Genomic DNA, 18,877 nt, shown 5'->3' on the forward strand with positions numbered 1-18,877 from the left:
GGCTATTCCTGTTTTGTGGAGTTGATCAATCGCGGTGAGTGCTCGCCAGGATGCGCTGCAGTCGGCGCGCGGCCGCTGTACGAACTTCCTGTTGTGGAAAAATCCAGAACTGTTGCGCTTCGATCCCGGCGAGCACTTTTTCAGCCAGAACGTCGGGAGACATGGCATGGCTGATCAAGTCACGTAAATGTGCATTCAGCTCCCCGCTGTGGGCAGAGTCTTTATCGCTCAGGCTTTGGGCAATACTTGTGTTGATGGCAGCAGGGCAGACCACCGAGATGGTGATGGGATGGTTTGTAGTCGCCATCTCCGCAGCCAGGCATTCGCTCAGCGCGATCACTCCATGCTTGGACACGGTATAGGGCGCCACCCAGGCACCGCTGGTAAGTCCGGCCAGAGAGGCGATGTTCACGACATGGGCGCCACCGGTTTGTTTGAGCAAGCGTGGGATAAAGGCATGGATGGCATGAATCACGCTCCATAGATTGATATCCAGTACACGCTTCCATTCTTGTAAGTCGAGTTCCCAGCTGGCACCGCTGCTCAACACGCCAGCGTTATTGATCAGCAGGTCGACGCGGCCGAACCGTTCGAATGCCTTGATGGCCAGGTTCTCCACGGCAGCAGACTCTGCGACATCCGTTTCGACAGACATGGCCGTGACGCCCAGCGCGCACACCTCGGCGCGGACCTGGTCCAGCCCCGTCACGTTGATATCCGCCAGCACCAGCTTGCAGCCGCGCTTGGCCAGTGCAAGTGCCAGGCCTTTGCCGATGCCGCTGGCCGCGCCGGTCACGACAGCGACCGAGTTTCTGCAGATGCGCATGGGGATCGTGCTCCAACTCCGAAATAGATACCGTTCTAGCGTATGAGAGGTCTTCATAGCATCGTCCGCACGGACTAACCGGCAACTCGTCCAAATGGGGTATGTGCTGATCCGAGGTGGCGCCTAACGTGGGCACAACCTGAGCGCGATGCGTGCCTGACGCGCGCGCTTTATGTGGTCCGGCTGGATTTGGCGCCTCGTGCGCTACGTTTTGAGGAGATAAAAATGGCACTGGGACACAAGATCGAGACACAAGCGATCCCGGAGCGTTACGCCCGTGGCTGGCATTGCTTAGGGCTGGCGCAGGATTACAAAGACGGCAAGCCGCATAAGCTTGATGTGTTTGGCACCAAGCTGGTGGCCTTCCAAGGTGAAGATGGCAATGTGCACATACTCGATGCGTATTGCATTCACATGGGCGCCGATCTGAGTATGGGCGAAGTGCAAGGCAACTCTGTCGTGTGTCCTTTCCATCACTGGAGTTGGGGGGCGGATGGCAAATGCAACAGCATTCCTTACTGCAAGCGGATTCCTCCAAGAGCCAAGACCAAAACCTGGCCAACGCGTGAGCAGAATCTATTGTTGTTCGTCTACAACGACCCGGAGGGCAACCCGCCGCCGCCAGAAGTCGAAATTCCGCGCATTGATGCGTGCTTCTCCGATGAATGGACCGATTGGAGCGTCAAGTATTGGCTGTTCAATACCAATTGCCGTGAGCTGGTCGACAACTTGGCGGACGAAGGTCACTTCGATGCGGTCCATCATGCCCCCAATGATTATTTTGCCAACATCTTCGAAGGGCACAAGGCCAGCCAAATCACCATTGGTGGAAGTGAAACGCTGACGGAGGGAGGGCTGAGTACCTATAACACCTATTTTGGACCGGCTTACCACATCACCCATATGATCGCAGAACAAGGCGGTATGACCATCGAGTCAATCCTGCTGAACTCGCATGTTCCGAGGGATCTCAACAGCTTTCACCAGCGTTTTGGAGTGATCGTCAAGCGCGTGCCAGGGATGTCCGACGCCGAGAACGAGGCGTTGGCCGAAGCGTACTCGAAGGCGGTATTTGATGCCTTCGCCCAGGACCAGGTGATCTGGGATAACAAGGTGCGAATCGACAATCCGATGCTCTGTGAAAACGACGGCCCGATCTATCAGTTACGCAAGTGGTACTCGCAGTTCTATACCGACGTTGCGGATCTGCCGGCGGATGTGGGTGAGCGCAAAATCTTCGAAACCGTGACCAAGGTGGCATCGCCTGCGATGCATCATGTGTTTGAGCAAGACGATTGCGCGGATCAATATTCCACTCCACTACAGGCCGATCGCACGGCATGATTTGACAGAGGCAAGGCATGTGAAGGGCGGGCTGGGTTGATCCTGGTTCGCCCTTTTTTACATCAGTGAAACACCCGTCGGTGTGGGCTGAGCATTAGTCTTTTTGGACGATGCTTGGGGTCTGTGGGAATGGAAGGATAGGTTAAAGGCACACAGTCTCTGGTGTGACCATCAGGCTTTTATAGGGAGAAATTGCATGTCCATTCAGTCCGTACCCAAGACGGCGATCCCGAGTGAGTACGACCTCGTACAGCGTGCTCGCGCGATGGTGCCGAGGTTGCTTGAGCGTGCAGAACAAGCCGAGCGAGACGGTAAGGTCCCCGATGAAACGGTTGGTGAAATGCTGGAGGCCGGTTTCTTTCGGGTCTTGCAACCCAAACGGTACGGTGGTTACGAAATGTCACCGGCGACCTTCTACAAAGTGCAGATGATCTTGGCTGAGGGCTGCATGTCGACGGCCTGGATCTACGGCGTCTTGGGTGTCCATCCTTGGCAGATGGCCTTGTTCGATGAGCGTGCCCAGGACGAAGTTTGGGGAAGCGATACTTCCACTCTAGTAGGGTCAACCTACATGCCTGTCGGTAAAGTTACACTGGCAGAGAAGGGGTTTCGTTTGAGCGGGCGTTGGAGTTTTTCCAGCGGTTGTGAACATGTCGAGTGGATTTTTCTAGGGGGAATGGTTCCTCCCGGCAACGAGGGTGATGCGCCGGAATACCGGACTTTTCTGTTGCCAAAAAGTGACTACAAAATTGTCCGCAACTGGAATACCTTCGGCCTCAAGGGCACCGGGAGCCACGATATTGTCGTCGAGGATGTTTTCGTTCCGGAGTATCGAACCCATCGCACCCGTGACGATTCAGTAGCGGCTCGTCCAGGCTTGGCCATCAACAATGCGCCGCTGTACCTGCTGCCTTTTGCACAAGTGTTTGTGCGTGCAGTGTCGTCTTCTTGTATCGGTGGTCTGCAGGGCGCGCTGAATGCCTTTCGAGCGACTGCCGCTGTGCAAGTCAGCCGCAATTTCCTCGGTGCGACCGCTAATGATCCGTCGGCTCAACTGGTCGCCAGCGAAGCGGCTTCAGCGGTAGATCAACTCAAAACGACATTGTTTCGAAACTTCGAGGCGCTGATGAGCGCTGCGGAAAAGGGCGAGCCGGCCCCTATCGAAGACCGGTTGCTGTATCGCTTTCAATCGTCTCAGGCGCCGGAAATCTGTGCGCATCACGTCAGTCGTCTACTCAAGGCCTGTGGCGGTTCCGGGCTTTATCAAAGCCATCCGGTGGTGCGCTATTTCCTAGATATTCATGCGGGACGAGCACACGTCGCCAACTACGCAGACCCCGTGGGGCGCAACTTCGGTGGGGTGCTCTGTGGTCTTGAGAATAAAGACACTACTGTTTAAGCGCCTCTGGGCCGCTTTCAGTCTCGCCAATAATAACGACAAGATCAGGCCATGAATGCGATAGCAAACCGGGAAGAAACATACGATGTGGTAGTGGTCGGGACCGGGGCGGGCGCAATGCTGACCGCTGCCCGAGCCCACGACTTGGGGCTGTCGGTACTGGTGATCGAAAAAACCGACAAATACGGCGGCACCTCTGCAGTGTCGGGAGGGGGGATCTGGATTCCCAATAACGACCACATTGCAGCCAGCGGCGGTACCGATAGCGTAGAAGATGCAAACGCGTACATGATTGCTGCGGCCAAAGGCGAAGTGGCACCTGAGCGCATTCGCGCTTACGTCGAGCAGGCGCCACGGATGTTGCGTTATGCCGAAGAAAAAACGCACATGCGTTATCGCGCCGTGCCGAATTATGCCGATTATTACCAGAACTTACCGGGTGCCAAACTGGGCTACCGGACCCTTGATCCTTTGGCATTCGATGGTCGCTCCCTCGGTTCGCTATTATCCCGGTTGCGTGAAACTTCTCCCACCATGCTGATATTTGGGCGAATGGGCATGACCACGTTCGAGGCCATGACCCTGTTGGCTCGGGTGCCCGGTTGGAAGACCCTTGCGTTCAAGATGGGGTGCAAATACTGGTTGGACTTGCCTGGACGGCTTCGCAGCAAGCGCGATCGTCGGTTGACCATGGGCAACGCGCTGGTGGGCTCGCTGTTGCGCTCGTTGCTGGATCGAAAAATTACGATTTGGTTGAACACACCGTTAAAAAGCCTGCGTGAAGAGGGCGGCCGTGTGATTGGCGTACAGGTGAATCATCAGGGACAGGAGCTGTTCATACGTGCCCGCAAGGGCGTCGTGCTGGCTGCCGGTGGTTTTGAGCGCAATCAGCAAATGCGTGAACAGTACTTGCCCAAGCCAACTCAAACCGATTGGACGGCAGCACCACCCTGCAATACCGGGGATGCGATAGTGGCTGGTCAACAGCTGGGGGCGGCGGTGGATCTGATGCAGCATGCCTGGTGGACGCCTACCGTCCATGTACCTGGCGAGGAGAAACAGCGCGGCTTGTTTTCCGAGCGCGCCTTGCCAGGGTGCATCGTGGTCAATCGACTGGGTCAGCGCTTTGCCAACGAAGCGCAGGATTACCTGGACTTCGTTCTGGCGATGTACGAAGACCACGCCAGGACGAAAGCCAATCTACCGGCCTGGATGATTTTCGACGCTAACTTCCGGCGCAAGTACAACGCGGGTCCGCTGGTCTCTGCTTCAGTCATGCCTGACGCGCTGTTGCCACGTGATTGGCTGGGCAATGTGTTTTTCCGCGGAGAAACCCTCGAATCCCTTGCCGGCGCCATTGGTGTCGATGCAGCAGGGCTGACGGACAGCGTGCAGCGTATCAATCGTTACGCGGCCACGGGTATCGATACGGATTTTGCCAAGGGCGGGAACCAGTATGACCTGTTCTATGGAGATCCTACCGCTAAGCCCAATCCGTGTCTTGGACCGATCCTCAAGCCACCGTTCTACGCGTTGAAACTCGACGCGGGAGAGATCGGAACCAAAGGTGGTCTGGTGACCGATGAGTTCGCTCGGGTGTTGAACGAGTCTGGGGAGCCCATCGTCGGGCTCTATGCCACCGGCAATACCTCGGCGTCTGTCACCGGGCCTTCTTATCCGGGGGCGGGGGCCACGCTTGGGCCTGCGTTGACATTCGGTTTCATCGCCGCCAACCATCTTGCGGGAGAGAAAAATGCTTAAAGGAAAAATTTGCCTGGTGACGGGTGCGAGTCGTGGTGTCGGTCGGGGCGTAGCGCTCGCGCTCGGCGCCGCGGGCGCGACGGTCTACGTGACGGGACGCAGTGTGCGCGAGGGTGATGCGCCTCTGCCCGGCACGGTTTATCGCACCGCTGAAGATATCGACCAGGCGGGCGGGCAGGGCATCGCCGTGGTCTGCGATCATGCCGACGATGCTCAGGTTCAAGTCTTGTTCGAGCGGGTTCAGCGTGAGCAGGGGCGGCTCGATATTCTGGTCAACTGTGCCATTGCCATTCCTGCAGAGCTGACGGATATCGCGCCGTTCTGGAAGAAGCCGCTGACAATGACCGAGTTATTCGGCGTCGGTATGCATTCGGTGTATGTCGCCTGTTATCACGCGGCGCCCTTGCTGCTTGAAACCCAGGGGTTGATTGTTAACATCTCTTCCGCTGGCGGGCGTTGTTACATGCATGGCCCGGCTTATGGCGGTGCTAAGGCTGCGACCGACAAGATGTCCCATGACATGGCTCACGACTTCCGCCCGTTTGGCGTCAGTGTTGTGTCGCTGTGGCCGGGGCTGGTCAAAACCGAGCGGACCCTGGCTGTCTGCGCGGCGGAGCCAGAGAAGTACGGTGACTGGCTGGCCATGGGCGAAACACCGGAGTTTCTTGGCCGGGTAGTGGCGGCGCTGTATTTGGACAGCGAGCGACAGGCACGTTCGGGGAAGGTCTACTATGCCGCCGAGTTGGCAGTGGATTACGGCGTGCAGGATGACGGCGGCACCCAGCCTCCATCCCATCGTGCGTTCCTCGGTGATCCTCCTGAGTTCTCTCCGGCAGTGGTCGAGTAGCGCGCAGTCTCTTTTGATCATCGCTCCCCTTCACACACTGATCATGGCGCCCCCTCAAAGGGGCGTTTTTTTTTGCGGCAAAGATTTAAAGCGCTGGCGATAGTCCTATTGGACGATGAGTCCAGAGGCATTGAATCCGAGAATCCAGGCATCCCAGAAACAATTAAAAAATAAGGGGCGCGCTTTTGAAGACTCGCATGCAAGACAAGGTGGTATTCATCACCGGCGCAGCCAGTGGTGTTGGCCAGGCAACCGCGCAAGCGCTGATAGATCAGGGCGCTCGCGTGGTCGTTGCCGATATTGATGAGCACAATGGTCGTGAAACCGTTCAACGCTTGGGTGAGGCTGCACTGTTCGTACGTTTGAACATCGCCGATGAGTACGATTGGGAGCAAGCGGTGGCCGTGACTTATGCGCATTTCGGGCGCCTGGATGCGGTCGTCAACAATGCCGGTATTTTGCCGATGGGAGATATCGAGCAGACCAGTCTACAAGACTGGCGGCGAACGCTTTCAATCAATGCCGATGGGACTTTCCTTGGCTGCAAATACGCCATTCAGGCGTTGCGTGAGAAGGGTGGCGCAATCGTCAATCTCGCTTCCACCGCCGCTGTCGCGGGTCACCCTGGCATGTGTGCCTACTCGGCGTCCAAGGGGGCCGTAGCTGCGCTGACGCGTAACGTGGCTGCGCATTGCCTCAATCATGGCTATCGAATTCGCTGCAATACGATCATTCCAGGGGGGATCCGCACGCCGATGACGGCGGCCATCTGGAGTGGGAATGATGACCTCAGTTTTGCCGACAATCCCAAATCACCGTTCTGTGAACCGCTGGATGTCGCCAATCTGATCGTGTTCCTCGTCTCGGATGAGTCGCGATACATCAATGGTGCTGAAATGCGCGTCGATAATGCATTCCTGGTGGCGCTCGGTTGAGCTGGAGATCTAAAACATGAGCGGCCCGGTTTATCACACCCTTCGTATCCGAACCGTCATTGAAGAAACGCTGGACGCCAAGTCCCTGGTTTTCGATGTTCCGCCGTCGTTGGCTGACACCTTTCGCTATCGGCCGGGGCAGTTCCTCACATTGCGTTTACCCATTGGCGAGCGGCACTTGCCCCGTTGTTATTCCCTGGCCAGCTCACCCTTGGTTGATGGCGCGATGCGGGTCACCATTAAGCGCGTCCGCGACGGACGGGGCTCAAATTGGGTCTGCGATAACTTGAACGCCGGCGACGAATTGCAGGTGCTGCCACCGGCTGGCGTGTTTACGCCGAAATCCTTCGAGGGCGACTTTTTGCTCTTTGGTGGGGGCAGTGGCATTACCCCAGTGCTGTCGATCCTGCGCTCGGTGTTGGTGGCGGGTACGGGACGGATCTGTTTGATCTATGCCAATCGCGATGAGGCCTCGATTATCTTTCGTGATGAGTTGAAAACCCTTGCTGCTGCCCACCCATCACGTCTGCAAGTTCTGCACTGGCTGGACTCGGTTCAGGGTATTCCTTCGGTCGCCCAACTTGCGGAACTGGCACGGCCGTGGCGCCATGCTAATTGTTTTATCTGCGGCCCAGGGCCTTTTATGGACGCGTCGGTCGAGGCGCTTCACGATCTGGAGCTTCCCCAGGCACGGATCCATGTCGAGCGCTTCGTGTCCTTGCCTGAAGAAGGCACTGAGGTCGCGCCGATCCAAGGCGGTGCCCCCGTCAAGGAAACGCGTCTTGACGTCACGCTCGATGGTGAGCATCACCAATTGACCTGCACCAACCAGGAGTCCTTGCTCGACGCCATGCTGCGCGTGGGTATCGATGCGCCTTATTCCTGTCGCGCCGGCGCCTGTGCTACCTGCATGTGCACGGTGGAGGGGGGGAGAGTGAATTTACGCGTGAATGATGTATTGGACAAAAACGAGCTGGCTGAAGGCTGGACGTTGGCATGCCAGGCGGTCGCCGACAGCGATCACATCACTTTGCGCTTCCCGGATTGATCGTCCCGGGTCGTTTTAACATTGAGGTTTATTGAACATGGCGTCGAATACTTTGACTATCCCTCGCATGCTGGCGCATTCGGCGCAGTTTCACGGTGAACGTATCGCGATCGAGGAAAACGGTGTTGCGATCACGTACGCGCAGTTACATGCCAATGCCTTGAGCGTCGCTGCGGGACTTATGGCGCTGGGTGTCGAACCTGGTGATCGCGTGGCCATTTGGGCACCCAACGGCAGCCAATGGATCGTCGCGGCGCTGGGTGTTCATTGTGCAGGTGCGGCGTTGGTGCCGGTCAACACGCGCATGAAAGGCAGTGAGGCCGGTTATGTGTTGGCCTCCAGTGGTGCGCGCGTCCTGTTCAGTGCCGGGCAGTTTCTCGGCAGTCACTATCCCGAGTTGCTGGCTGAACATCGTCCCTCCTCGTTGATGCAAATCGTCGTCCTCAATGACGCACGTCCCGACGAAATGAGCTGGGAAAAGTTTCTCGATAAGGCGCAGGAAATTGATGGATCCGCGGTGGTTCAGCGTGAGGCAGCGGTGACTCCGGATATGCTCAGTGATGTGATGTTCACCTCTGGCACTACGGGTAATCCCAAAGGCGTTATGACCGCTCATGGGCAGAACCTGAAAGCTATCGACGGCTGGGCTCAGGCCATGGGTTTGTGCGCAGACGACCGCTATTTGATCGTCAATCCGTTTTTTCATGCCATGGGCTACAAGGCGGGGTGGTTGGCAGCCTTGTTGCGCGGTGCGACCATCCTGCCGCAGCAGGTTTTTGATACCTCGGCTGTATTGAAAGCCATCGAGCGTGATCGCATCAGCGTATTACCTGGGCCGCCCACGGTATTCCATAGTTTGTTGGCCGACCCTGCGTTAGCGACGACTGATCTTTCAAGCTTGCGCGCAACCATTACCGGTTCGACCACCATCCCCCCTAGCCTGATTGAGCGCATGCGCAGCGAGTTGGGCTTCAAGGTCGTGCTGACCGGCTACGGACTGACGGAATCCTGCGGGTTTGCCACGTTGACCTCCCGAGACGATTCGCCTCAGGTAGTCGCTCATAGCTGTGGCCGAGCGATGCCAGGCGTTGAGCTGAGGGTCGTTGATGAGCACGATCGGGAGGTGGAGCCAGGTACGGCGGGTGAGGTGTTGATTCGTGGCTACAACGTCATGCAGGGGTATTTCTCCGATGATGCCGCCACTCGTGAGGTGGTCGACAGCGAAGGTTGGTTGCACACAGGCGATATTGGTTTGCTTGATGAGGCGGGCTGTTTGCGCATCACGGATCGACTCAAGGACATGTACATAGTGGGTGGTTTCAACTGTTACCCGGCCGAGATCGAACGCTTGATCGCTGCTCACCCAGCCGTCGCTCAAGTGGCCATCGTCGGTGTTCTGGACGATCGTATGGGCGAGGTTGGGCGAGCCTTTGTCGTATCACGTCCAGGCGCGTCGATAAGTGGCGAGGAGTTGATTGCCTGGTGCCGTACAAACATGTCGAACTATAAAGTGCCGCGCTACGTCGATTTCGTTGACAGCCTGCCCACTAACCCCGGCGGCAAAGTCCTCAAGCGTGAGCTGAGGTCGCTGGCGTTGGCGCAGATTTCCTGAGCGTAAAGCGAGCGTAATGATTAAAGAAGGGAGCCGATCGGTTCCCTTTTCACATTTTGCCTGGCTCATCGGCCACGCAATAATCCTGTCTTTCAGCATGCGCGTCGAATCCTCTCCAGTGGGAGTCGAAGGGCCGTCGAATCGCCGATTTTCGCGGCCTTTTGATTATCGAATCGATAGTCTCAATGGACGATGTTTGATCCCGCTATCCGTCTGAGAATCCTCATCAGGTAATCGAAATTTCTGAGAGGCACTCATGATCGATATCAGAGGACTGGCCTACGTGGTCGCGGAGTCGACCGACATTGCCCGTTGGAAACGCTACGGCGAACAGGTAATGGGCTGCATGTCGACACCAACGACAGCCGGTGGCGTGTATCTCAAGCTCGACGAGCGTCCCTATCGCTATGTCATCACACCGGGTCAGCGTGATGGTTACTTCGCTTCCGGTTGGGAAGTGGCCGATCAACAGGCATTCGACATTGCTGTTATCGAACTGGAGGCCGCCGGTGTCAACCCGCGCAAGGCAACCGCGGTTGAGCTGGTTTCACGCCTGTTTCAAGACATGGTCTGGTTCCTTGATCCCTCAGGAAATCGCCATGAAGTGGTCTGGGGCCTGAAGTCTGACTTCAAACTGTTCGATTCGCCCGTCGGTGTCCCGAAGTTTATTACGGGAGCGATGGGGCTGGGGCACACCGTCCTGCCCGCTCCAAACTTCGACGCTACCTGGGCATTTTTCCGCGATGTGATGGGCTTCGGTTTGTCCGATATCTACAACCATCAAGCAGGTCCCGACGCCCCGGTCCAGCGATTGCACTTTACCCATTGCAACAACGGTCGTCAGCACAGCTTGGCGTTATTTGAAGCAGAGGCGCCGTCCGGCTGCATTCATGTCATGGCCGAAGTCGATTCGATGACCGAAGTGGGACGGGCCATGGATCGTTGCAAGGCGCAGGGCTTCAAGCTTCTGGCGAGCCTGGGCCAACACGTCAACGACGAAATGGTGTCCTTCTACATGGAAACTCCCGGCGGGTTCGCGTTGGAGTACGGCTATGGCGGGCTGGTTGTGGACTGGAACCAACACTCGGTCTTTGAAGCCACTGCGATCAGCTATTGGGGGCATGACTGGAGTCTCGGTCTCGCCACTGCACACCTGGATAAATGAGGCCCACGATGAATAAAGAACTCAGCGCAAAGGATGTCGTCGCTCGACTGCGTGATGGCATGACCATCGGCATCGGCGGTTGGGGGCCGCGTCGCAAACCCATGGCGATCGTTCGCGAACTGCTGCGCTCGAACCTCAAGGATCTGACCATCGTCAGCTACGGTGGGCCAGAGGTGGGGATGCTGTGTGCCGCGGGCAAGGTCAGAAAACTGATTTTCGGCTTCGTCACACTCGACGCCATTCCGCTGGAACCTTACTTCCGTAAAGCCCGTGAAGCCGGTGAGCTACAGGTCATGGAAGTGGACGAAGGGATGTTCGAGTGGGGCTTGCGTGCCGCAGGTATGCGTATGTCTTTCCTGCCGACCCGCTGCGGTTTGGGCACCGATGTGCTTGAGCGCAATCCTGAGCTGCGCACGGTGCGTTCGCCTTATGACGACGGTGAGGTTTATGTCGCCATGCCAGCGCTGAATCTCGACGTGGCGCTGATTCATGTCAATGAATCGGACCGTCTGGGTAACACCCTGGTCAAGGGGGGCGACCCGCTTTTTGATCACCTGTTCGCCCGTGCCGCCAAAGAGTGCTACGTCAGCACTGAAGTCTTGCATGACTGCTTCGGTCTTGCTCCGGAGATGGCCCGCCTGAATTTTTTCGAGCGTTATCTGGTCACTGGCGTGGTGCACGCACCCTATGGCGCGCACCCCACCTACAGTGGCCCCGACTACGGCTGGGATCTGGAGCACTTGAAGCGTTATTGCGCCAGTGCCACCCAGGAAAATGGCTGGCAAGGCTACGTCGATGAATTTATTACCTGCAGTGAAGCCGAGTACCTGAGCAAGGTTGGAGGCGCCGAGCGCGTCAGCAAATTGCCTTTGCCGATTTTCTAGCTTTCGCAGCCTAAAGATAAGGACAACCGTCATGACTCAAGCGTCTACCGCCGCCGCTGTTGACTACAGCCTTGCAGAGCTGTTGATTGTCGCCGCCAGCGAAGCCTGGCGTGGCAATGGTGAAATTCTTGCTTCCGGTATCGGCGTAGTGCCGCGCCTGGGGGCTAGCCTGGCAAAGCTGACTCATTCGCCGGAGCTGTTGATGACCGACAGCGAATGCTTTCTGGTCGAGGAGCCAATCCCCTTGGGTCCACGTGGCGACTACCAGCCCAAGTATTCTGGCTACATGTCATTTGACCGGGTGTTCGAATGTGTGTGGGGCGGTCGTCGGCACGCGATGATCGGTCCGACACAGATTGATCGCTACGGCCAGACAAACTTGTCGTTGATCGGTGATTACGCCAAGCCGAAGACTGCAGTTCTGGGTGTTCGCGGATTGCCGGGCAATAGCATCAATCATGCGAATTCGATGTTCGTCCCTAACCACGGTGTGAGGGTTTTCGTCGATGCAGAGGTCGATATGGTTTCCGGTGTCGGATACAACCCGGAACGTTGGCCAGAAGGCGCACGCAATGATTTTGTCGATCTGCGATGGATCATCACCGATCTGTGCGTCATGGATTTCGGCGGACCGAATCATGGCATTCGGGTGGTTTCCCTGCATCCAGGTGTGAGTTTCGAGCAGGTCCAGAATGCCACCGGTTTTAGCTTACTGAAGATTGACGATCTGCCGACCACTCCGGCACCGACCGAAGAACAGCTGGACGTCATCCGCCGCCTCGATCCGCACAACTTGCGGGCAAGTGTGATCAAAAACAATCCGCCTGGCGTCCGCGCCGCCTGAAGCCGTAGCAAGAACGGGGAGTACCGTATGGCTGAGCATAAAGAAACAGGCGTCGAAGGTGCGCAAGAGGTGGTGCTGTACAGCGTGCTGGATGGCATCGCCACGGTGACGATGAATCGCCCCGAGTTCAACAATGCGCAGAACTCGAAGATGACCTATGCACTGGACGCGGTCTTTCGCCGCGCGGTGGATGATGACGAGGTCAAGGTCATCATTCTGCGTGGCAGTGGCAAACACTTTTCTGCCGGACATGACATCGGTACACCGGGACGAGACATCAATCAGAGTTTTGATCGCGCATCATTGTGGTACGACCATGTGAACAAGCCAGGTGGCGAGTTTCTTTATGTGCGTGAGCAGGAAGTGTACCTGGGTATGTGCCGACGCTGGCGCGATCTGCCCAAGCCGACCATTGCCATGGTCCAGGGCGCCTGTGTAGCCGGTGGTCTGATGCTGGCCTGGGTCTGCGACATGATCATTGCCAGCGATGATGCGTTCTTCTCCGACCCAGTTGTGCGCATGGGGATTCCTGGTGTTGAGTACTTCGCCCATGCCTTTGAATTGAACCCACGCATCGCCAAGGAGTTTCTGTTTCTCGGAGAGCGCATGAGCGCCGAGCGGGCCTACCAGATGGGCATGGTCAACCGCATCGCCAGCCGGGAGAACCTCGAGGAAGAGACTTACAGCATCGCTCAACGGATCGGCAAGATGCCTCGCATGGGGTTGGCCTTGACCAAGCAGGCAATCAATCACATCGAAGACCTGCAGGGCAAGCGGGCCGGCATGGAGGCTGCGTTTGCCTGGCACCATTTTGCCCATGCCCACAATGAGCTGATTTCCGGCGACAAATTGGGCGGTTACGACGCCAAAGCCATGGCTGATTCGCAGCGCGCTCCAGGTGAAGTCCGTTCCGGCGAGGCGCAAACCAAATGACCCTGAGCCTGCATACACCGATCTGTGACTTGCTGGGTTGCCGCTATCCGGTGATTCAAACCGCGATGGGCTGGGTGGCGGATGCGCGGCTGGTGGCGGCAGTCGGCAATGCAGGTGGTTTTGGCTTTCTGGCGGCTGCGACACTGCCGGCGGACCGGTTGGAGGCGGAAATTCGTCAGGTACTGGCGCTGACTGATCAGCCGTTCGGAATCAATTTCCACATGTTCCAGGCGAATGCTGAGCAAGTGCTGGCCTTGATCGTCAAATATCGCTTGCGCGCAGCCAGTTACGGGCGAGGTGCGGATCCCCAGACTATCGATCGTTTGAAGCAGGCAGGGGTGATCTGCATACCTACCGTGGGTGCCGTAAGGCATGCCAGTAAAGCCGTGGCGTTGGGTGCTGACGCCTTGGTCATCCAGGGTTCTGAAGGCGGTGGGCATACCGGCGTCGTGCCGACCAGCATGCTCCTACCATTGGTGCTTGATGCGGTGAATGTGCCGGTTCTGGCGGCTGGCGGACTGCACGATGGTCGGGGCCTGGCGGCCGCCTTGGCATGTGGCGCTCAGGGGATAGCAATGGGCACGCGCTTTTTGCTGACTGAGGAATCGCCCGTGCCGGCTGCCACACTGGAACGCTATTTGAGCGTGAGAGATCCCGCCAGTATCCGTATTTCCGTGGCGGTAGACGGCTTGCCGCAACGGATGATAGACAACCCGACACTGCAGCGTCTGGAACGGGCGGGTGTGATGCGTCAGGCCTGGCAGGCCTGGCGCAGTGCCTGGTCTTACAAACAGCAGGTCGGTCTGAATTTTCCCCAACTGTTGCGCGTCGCGCTGAGTACCTGGCGTGCTGACAGCGAGCTCTCGCTGAGTATGGCCGCCCGCGCCGCCAACGCTCCCCAATTGATTCGCCTGGCATTGAGTGACGGACGCCCCGACGACGGCGTGCTGCCCAGTGGGCAGGTGGCTGCCAGCATCGATCGACTACAGAGCTGCGCACAGGTTATCGAAACAATCGTTGTCCAGGCCCGCCAACGGCTGCTGGCCCTTCAGGCCTGGATGAAAACGACTCCGGAGGTACAGATATGACTCAAGGATTTCATAGCTCGATAGAGGGCGGTGTCGCGGAACTGGTCATCGATCATCCCCCGGTCAACGCTCTCGACAGTGCGGGCTGGTTCGCCCTGGCGCAGGCGATTGATGCTCTAGGCGCACGAAGCGACGTTCACGTGATTGTGATTCGAGCCGAAGGCCGGGGTTTCTGCGCAGGCGTCGACATCAAAGAACTGGCGACCTACCCGGAACGCATTGTTGCAGTCAACGCAGGCAACTACGAAACCTTCAGGTCGGTGCACCGGTGTCCGGTGCCCGTGATTGCAGCGGTGCATGGCTTCGTTTTGGGTGGAGGCATTGGCATCGCCGGTGCGGCAGACATCGTTATCGGTGCCGAGTGCGCAACGTTCGGTGTACCGGAAGTTGATCGTGGTGCGATGGGAGGCGGGGCGCATCTGCAGCGTCTGTTCCCGGTACAGAAAGTGCGCCACATGTACTTCACTGGAGAAAAAATCACCGCCGCCGAGGCCTATCGCCTGGGTGCGCTGGAGCAGGTTGTACCACGCGCGCAGCTACGCGAAACCGCGCTGGCCGTCGCACACAAAATTGCTTCGAAAAGTCCGGCAATGATTCGTCTGGCCAAAGAAGCATTGAATGGTGTGGAAGACGGGAACCTGGAAGACAAGTATCGCTGGGAGCAGGGTTTTACGCTTCAGGCCTATCTGAATGCCGACTCCGCCGAAACCCGCCAGGCCTTCGTCGAGAAGCGCCAGGCAAGCTTTATTCCCCGCAGCGCGGATTGACCTGGAGAGCCTTTGATGAAACTCGAATATACCGATGAACAACAGGCGTTCCGCCAGGAAGTTCGCGATTGGTTGACCGTACATGTACCCAAGCGGCCTTTGGACAGTTTCGACTCGGCGGAGGGGTTCGAGCAGCACCGCGAGTGGGAGCGCACGCTGTCGACCGGCAACTGGAGCATGGTGACCTGGCCCAAGGAGTTGGGCGGTCGCGCCTGCGATCTGATTGAGTGGCTTATCTTCGAAGAAGAGTATTGGCGCGCCGGTGCGCCTATGCGGGTTAACCAGAACGGAATTTTCCTGCTCGGCCCAACGTTGATGGATTTCGGTACACCTGAACAGAAGCAGCGTTTCCTGCCCATGATGGCCAGCGGTGAAAGTATTTGGGCTCAAGGTTGGTCAGAACCCAATGCAGGCTCGGACATGGCTGCCATCCGTGCCAAGGCGACCCGTGAGGGTGATCATTATGTGCTCAATGGCCAGAAAACCTGGTCGACCCGAGCCGTCTGGGCCGACTGGTTGTTCGGGATATTCCGTAGCGACCCGAACTCGCAGCGCCACCATGGTTTGAGCTTTCTGCTGGTGCCGTTGAATTCTCCAGGCATCACGGTTCGTCCGATCCGTCAGCTCAACGGTCTGCCCGGCTTTGCCGAGGTGTTCTTCGATGATGTGCGGGTGCCGGTAGAAAACCGGTTGAGCGAAGAGGGCGCGGGTTGGCAGGTGGCGATGTCCACGGCTGGTTTCGAACGCGGTTTGATGCTGCGCTCGCCTGCACGGTTCCAGGCCACCGCCAAGGCGCTGGTGCAACTGTATCTGGCGAACCGGGCTTCGGCCGATCAGGATCCATCGGTCCGCGAGGCGGTCATCAGTGCCTGGATGCAAGCCGAGGCCTATACGCTCGCGACCTATCGCACCGCCAGCAGCCTGATCGCCGGCGGGCATATCGGCGCTGAATCCAGTACCAACAAAATCTTTTGGTCCGAGCTCGATCAGCGCATGCACGAGACGGCCATGCAAATACTCGGTGCGCGCGCAGAGCTGTTGCCGCACTCGCCCGCGGCCCGAGACGTCGGCTCCTGGCTGGAGGGGTTCATGTTCGCCCACGCCGGGCCTATCTACGCTGGCACCAACGAGATCCAGCGCAACATTATTGCCGAGCGCATGCTCGGTATGCCTCGCTGAGGAGACGTCCATGGACTTTAAATTTACAGCGGATCAGATCCTGTTTCGCGACACCATGCGGCGATTCTTTCTGGTCGAAGCCGCCCCTGAAATGCTGCGCGAGCTTTGGGAAACCGAAGCCGGCCGTTCTCCGCAGTTGCGCCGCAAGATTGCCGAACAGGGCTTGACGGCGCTGTCGGTCGGTGAGGCTTATGGTGGCCTGGGGTGTGGCGATGTTGACTGGGCGCTGATGATGCCGGAGCTGGGCTATTTCGCCATCCCTGACTCATTGGCGGGCACCGCCTACCTGGCCGCAGCCATGCTCAACGCCTTGCCGGATGACTCGCCGGTCAAACAGGAGTGGCTACCGCGCGTGGCTGATGGCAGTGCCAGGATTGCCGTGGGTCACCCGATCAACCCGTTGGTGGCTGACGCGCATCTTTGTGACTTGCTGTTATTGCCTCATGAAGGCGAGGTCCACGCGCTGCATCGTGACGAGGTGAAGCTGGAGCGCAATTTGAGCGTCGATTTATCGCGACGCCTATCCGATGTGAGCTGGACACCGAGCGACAGCAGCCGCATTGCCGATGCTCAAAGCGGCCAACTGATCTGGACCGACACCCTCGAGCGTGGTGCCTTGGTCACCAGTGGGCAGCTCTTGGGCCTCGCCAAACGCATGCTTGACCTTTCCATCGACTACACCGCCGAGCGCAAGCAATTCGGTAAGCCGATTGGCAGTTTTCAGGCGGTCAAGCATCACTTGGCCAACGTTGCTGTGCTGATCGAGTTCGCCAAGCCTGTGTTCTATCGGGCGGCCTATGCAGTCGAGCATCAACTCCCAAACCGTGAAATCTATGTATCCCACGCCAAGTTGGCGGCAGGCGAGGCAGCGTTGCTCGCGGCAAAAATGGGTATTCAGGTACATGGGGCCATGGGGTACACCTGGGAAGTCGACCTGCAAATCTTCATGAAGCGCGCTTGGGCCCTGGTGGGTACCTGGGGCGATCGTGGCTTTCACAAAGCCCGCGTGGCCGAGTTCGTACTCGGTAACGTCGACCAGCTCGGTCCGGGCAATACCTTTAACTTGAATGAATGAGGTCCAGCATGGCGCAAGCTTATATCGTCGATGCACTGCGTACGCCGACCGGGAAACGTCGTGGCTCGTTGTCCGAGGTTCATCCTGCTGACCTGGGTGCACACGTTCTAAAAGCCTTGGTGGAACGCAACAATATTCCGGCTGAAGACTACGAAGATGTGATCTTCGGCTGCGTGGATGCAGTCGGCCCCAATGCCGGCGTTATCAGCCGCACATCCTGGTTGGCCGCCGGTTTGCCTGACCATGTGCCGGGCACGGTGATTGACCGCGCCTGCGGCTCCTCGCAGCAGGCGCTGCACTTCGCAGCGCAGGCAGTGATGAGCGGCACCCAGGATGTGATTGCCGTGGGCGGCGTGCAGAATATGAGCATGGTGCCGATTGCGTATGCCATGACCGCCGCGAACCCATTGGGCTTTACCGACCCGTTCTCGGGCAGCAAGGGCTGGAAAGCGCGTTACGGCGATCAGCCCGTCAATCAGTTTTACGCGGCGCAGATTATTGCCGACAAATGGAAACTGACCCGTGAAGACATGGAGCGATTCTCGCTGGAGAGCCACGAGCGGGCGCTGAGGGCAATCAAGGAAGGGCGCTTCGAGCGTGAGATCGTGGGCCTCAACGGCTTTTGCGTCGACGAAACACCACGTGTCAGCAGCCTGGAAAAGATGGCCACGCTGGAGCCAGTCGACCCGGCTTATCCGATGATCACTGCCGCGGTGTCCAGTCAGACCTGTGACGCGGCCGCCGCTCTGCTGGTGGTTTCCGAGGCGGCGCTCAAACGTTACAACCTGACGCCCCGTGCACGGATCGAGCACATCAGCGTGCGTGCCGATGATCCGATCTGGCACCTGACTGCACCGATTCCGGCCACCGCTGCCGCGTTGAGAAAGGCTGGCTTGCGTTTGGAAGATATCGATCTGGTAGAGATCAATGAAGCCTTCGCTTCCGTGGTCCAGGCCTGGCTCAAAGAGACCGGCTATCCCCATGAGCGCACCAACGTCAATGGCGGGGCCATAGGCCTGGGGCATCCGCTGGGGGCCAGTGGCGCCCGCCTGATGACAACCTTGCTGCATGAACTGGAACGCACCGGTGGTCGTTATGGCCTGCAGACAATGTGTGAGGGTGGCGGCCAAGCCAACGTCACTATCATCGAACGACTTGGGTGAGGGAATT

General features: G+C 58.0%; 17 protein-coding genes. 16 read left to right on the forward strand and 1 reads right to left on the reverse strand.

The genetic code is table 11. The features are described from left to right. Positions 1–25: 25 nt before the first annotated feature. The gene (locus tag NL123_RS15410; protein WP_494358203.1) at positions 26–826 is read right to left on the reverse strand and encodes an SDR family NAD(P)-dependent oxidoreductase; all 801 of its coding nucleotides are present in this window, start codon (positions 824–826) and stop codon (positions 26–28) included. Positions 827–1,051: 225 nt separating this feature from the next. On the opposite strand from NL123_RS15410, the gene NL123_RS15415 reads away from it, so the two are divergent. The 16 genes from NL123_RS15415 to NL123_RS15490 all read left to right on the forward strand — a co-directional run bounded on the left by NL123_RS15415 (position 1,052) and on the right by NL123_RS15490 (position 18,870). Further along, positions 1,052–2,170 (forward strand): 3-ketosteroid-9-alpha-monooxygenase, oxygenase component, encoded by a 1,119-nt coding sequence (locus tag NL123_RS15415; protein WP_494358204.1) that lies wholly within the window; start codon positions 1,052–1,054, stop codon positions 2,168–2,170. Positions 2,171–2,366: 196 nt separating this feature from the next. Continuing rightward, positions 2,367–3,569, forward strand: coding sequence for an acyl-CoA dehydrogenase family protein (locus NL123_RS15420; RefSeq protein ID WP_494358205.1), 1,203 nt, complete (start codon positions 2,367–2,369; stop codon positions 3,567–3,569). A 51-nt stretch (positions 3,570–3,620) separates the two neighbouring features. Further along, a complete protein-coding gene (locus tag NL123_RS15425) occupies positions 3,621–5,330 on the forward strand; it encodes an FAD-dependent oxidoreductase (protein WP_494358206.1) in 1,710 nt (569 codons plus the stop codon). Then, positions 5,323–6,177, forward strand: coding sequence for an SDR family NAD(P)-dependent oxidoreductase (locus NL123_RS15430; protein WP_494358207.1), 855 nt, complete (start codon positions 5,323–5,325; stop codon positions 6,175–6,177). The genes NL123_RS15425 and NL123_RS15430 overlap by 8 nt, the downstream gene beginning before the upstream one ends. Before the next feature lie 197 nt (positions 6,178–6,374). Next, entirely contained in the window at positions 6,375–7,112 is a 738-nt protein-coding gene (locus NL123_RS15435; RefSeq protein WP_494358208.1) for an SDR family oxidoreductase, read from the forward strand. Between the two features lie 16 nt (positions 7,113–7,128). Further along, positions 7,129–8,160, forward strand: a complete 1,032-nt coding sequence (locus tag NL123_RS15440; protein ID WP_494358209.1) for a 2Fe-2S iron-sulfur cluster-binding protein — start codon at positions 7,129–7,131, stop codon at positions 8,158–8,160. Between the two features lie 37 nt (positions 8,161–8,197). Next, positions 8,198–9,772, forward strand: coding sequence for a FadD3 family acyl-CoA ligase (locus NL123_RS15445; RefSeq protein WP_494358210.1), 1,575 nt, complete (start codon positions 8,198–8,200; stop codon positions 9,770–9,772). A 256-nt stretch (positions 9,773–10,028) separates the two neighbouring features. Then, positions 10,029–10,937, forward strand: a complete 909-nt coding sequence (locus tag NL123_RS15450) for a VOC family protein (protein ID WP_494358211.1) — start codon at positions 10,029–10,031, stop codon at positions 10,935–10,937. An 8-nt stretch (positions 10,938–10,945) separates the two neighbouring features. Next, complete coding sequence (locus NL123_RS15455) at positions 10,946–11,821, forward strand: CoA transferase subunit A (RefSeq protein WP_494358212.1); 876 nt, start codon at positions 10,946–10,948, stop codon at positions 11,819–11,821. A gap of 31 nt (positions 11,822–11,852) precedes the next feature. After that, complete coding sequence (locus NL123_RS15460) at positions 11,853–12,665, forward strand: CoA-transferase subunit beta (RefSeq protein ID WP_494358213.1); 813 nt, start codon at positions 11,853–11,855, stop codon at positions 12,663–12,665. 27 nt (positions 12,666–12,692) lie between these two features. Next, positions 12,693–13,598, forward strand: coding sequence for an enoyl-CoA hydratase (locus NL123_RS15465; RefSeq protein ID WP_494358214.1), 906 nt, complete (start codon positions 12,693–12,695; stop codon positions 13,596–13,598). Continuing rightward, positions 13,595–14,686 (forward strand): NAD(P)H-dependent flavin oxidoreductase, encoded by a 1,092-nt coding sequence (locus tag NL123_RS15470; RefSeq protein WP_494358215.1) that lies wholly within the window; start codon positions 13,595–13,597, stop codon positions 14,684–14,686. The genes NL123_RS15465 and NL123_RS15470 overlap by 4 nt, the downstream gene beginning before the upstream one ends. Beyond that, positions 14,683–15,453: an enoyl-CoA hydratase family protein gene (locus NL123_RS15475; RefSeq protein WP_494358216.1), complete on the forward strand. Its 771-nt coding sequence runs from the start codon at positions 14,683–14,685 to the stop codon at positions 15,451–15,453. The genes NL123_RS15470 and NL123_RS15475 overlap by 4 nt, the downstream gene beginning before the upstream one ends. Positions 15,454–15,468: 15 nt before the next feature. Beyond that, positions 15,469–16,632, forward strand: coding sequence for an acyl-CoA dehydrogenase family protein (locus tag NL123_RS15480; RefSeq protein ID WP_494358217.1), 1,164 nt, complete (start codon positions 15,469–15,471; stop codon positions 16,630–16,632). Between the two features lie 10 nt (positions 16,633–16,642). After that, positions 16,643–17,707 carry an acyl-CoA dehydrogenase family protein gene (locus tag NL123_RS15485; RefSeq protein WP_494358218.1) on the forward strand — a complete coding sequence of 355 codons (1,065 nt, stop codon included), beginning with the start codon at positions 16,643–16,645 and terminating at the stop codon, positions 17,705–17,707. An 8-nt stretch (positions 17,708–17,715) separates the two neighbouring features. Then, positions 17,716–18,870, forward strand: a complete 1,155-nt coding sequence (locus NL123_RS15490; protein WP_494358219.1) for an acetyl-CoA C-acetyltransferase — start codon at positions 17,716–17,718, stop codon at positions 18,868–18,870. The last annotated feature ends 7 nt before the right edge of the window (positions 18,871–18,877 follow it).

The sequence above is a fragment of the Pseudomonas sp. FBCC-B1565 genome (assembly GCF_059133265.1).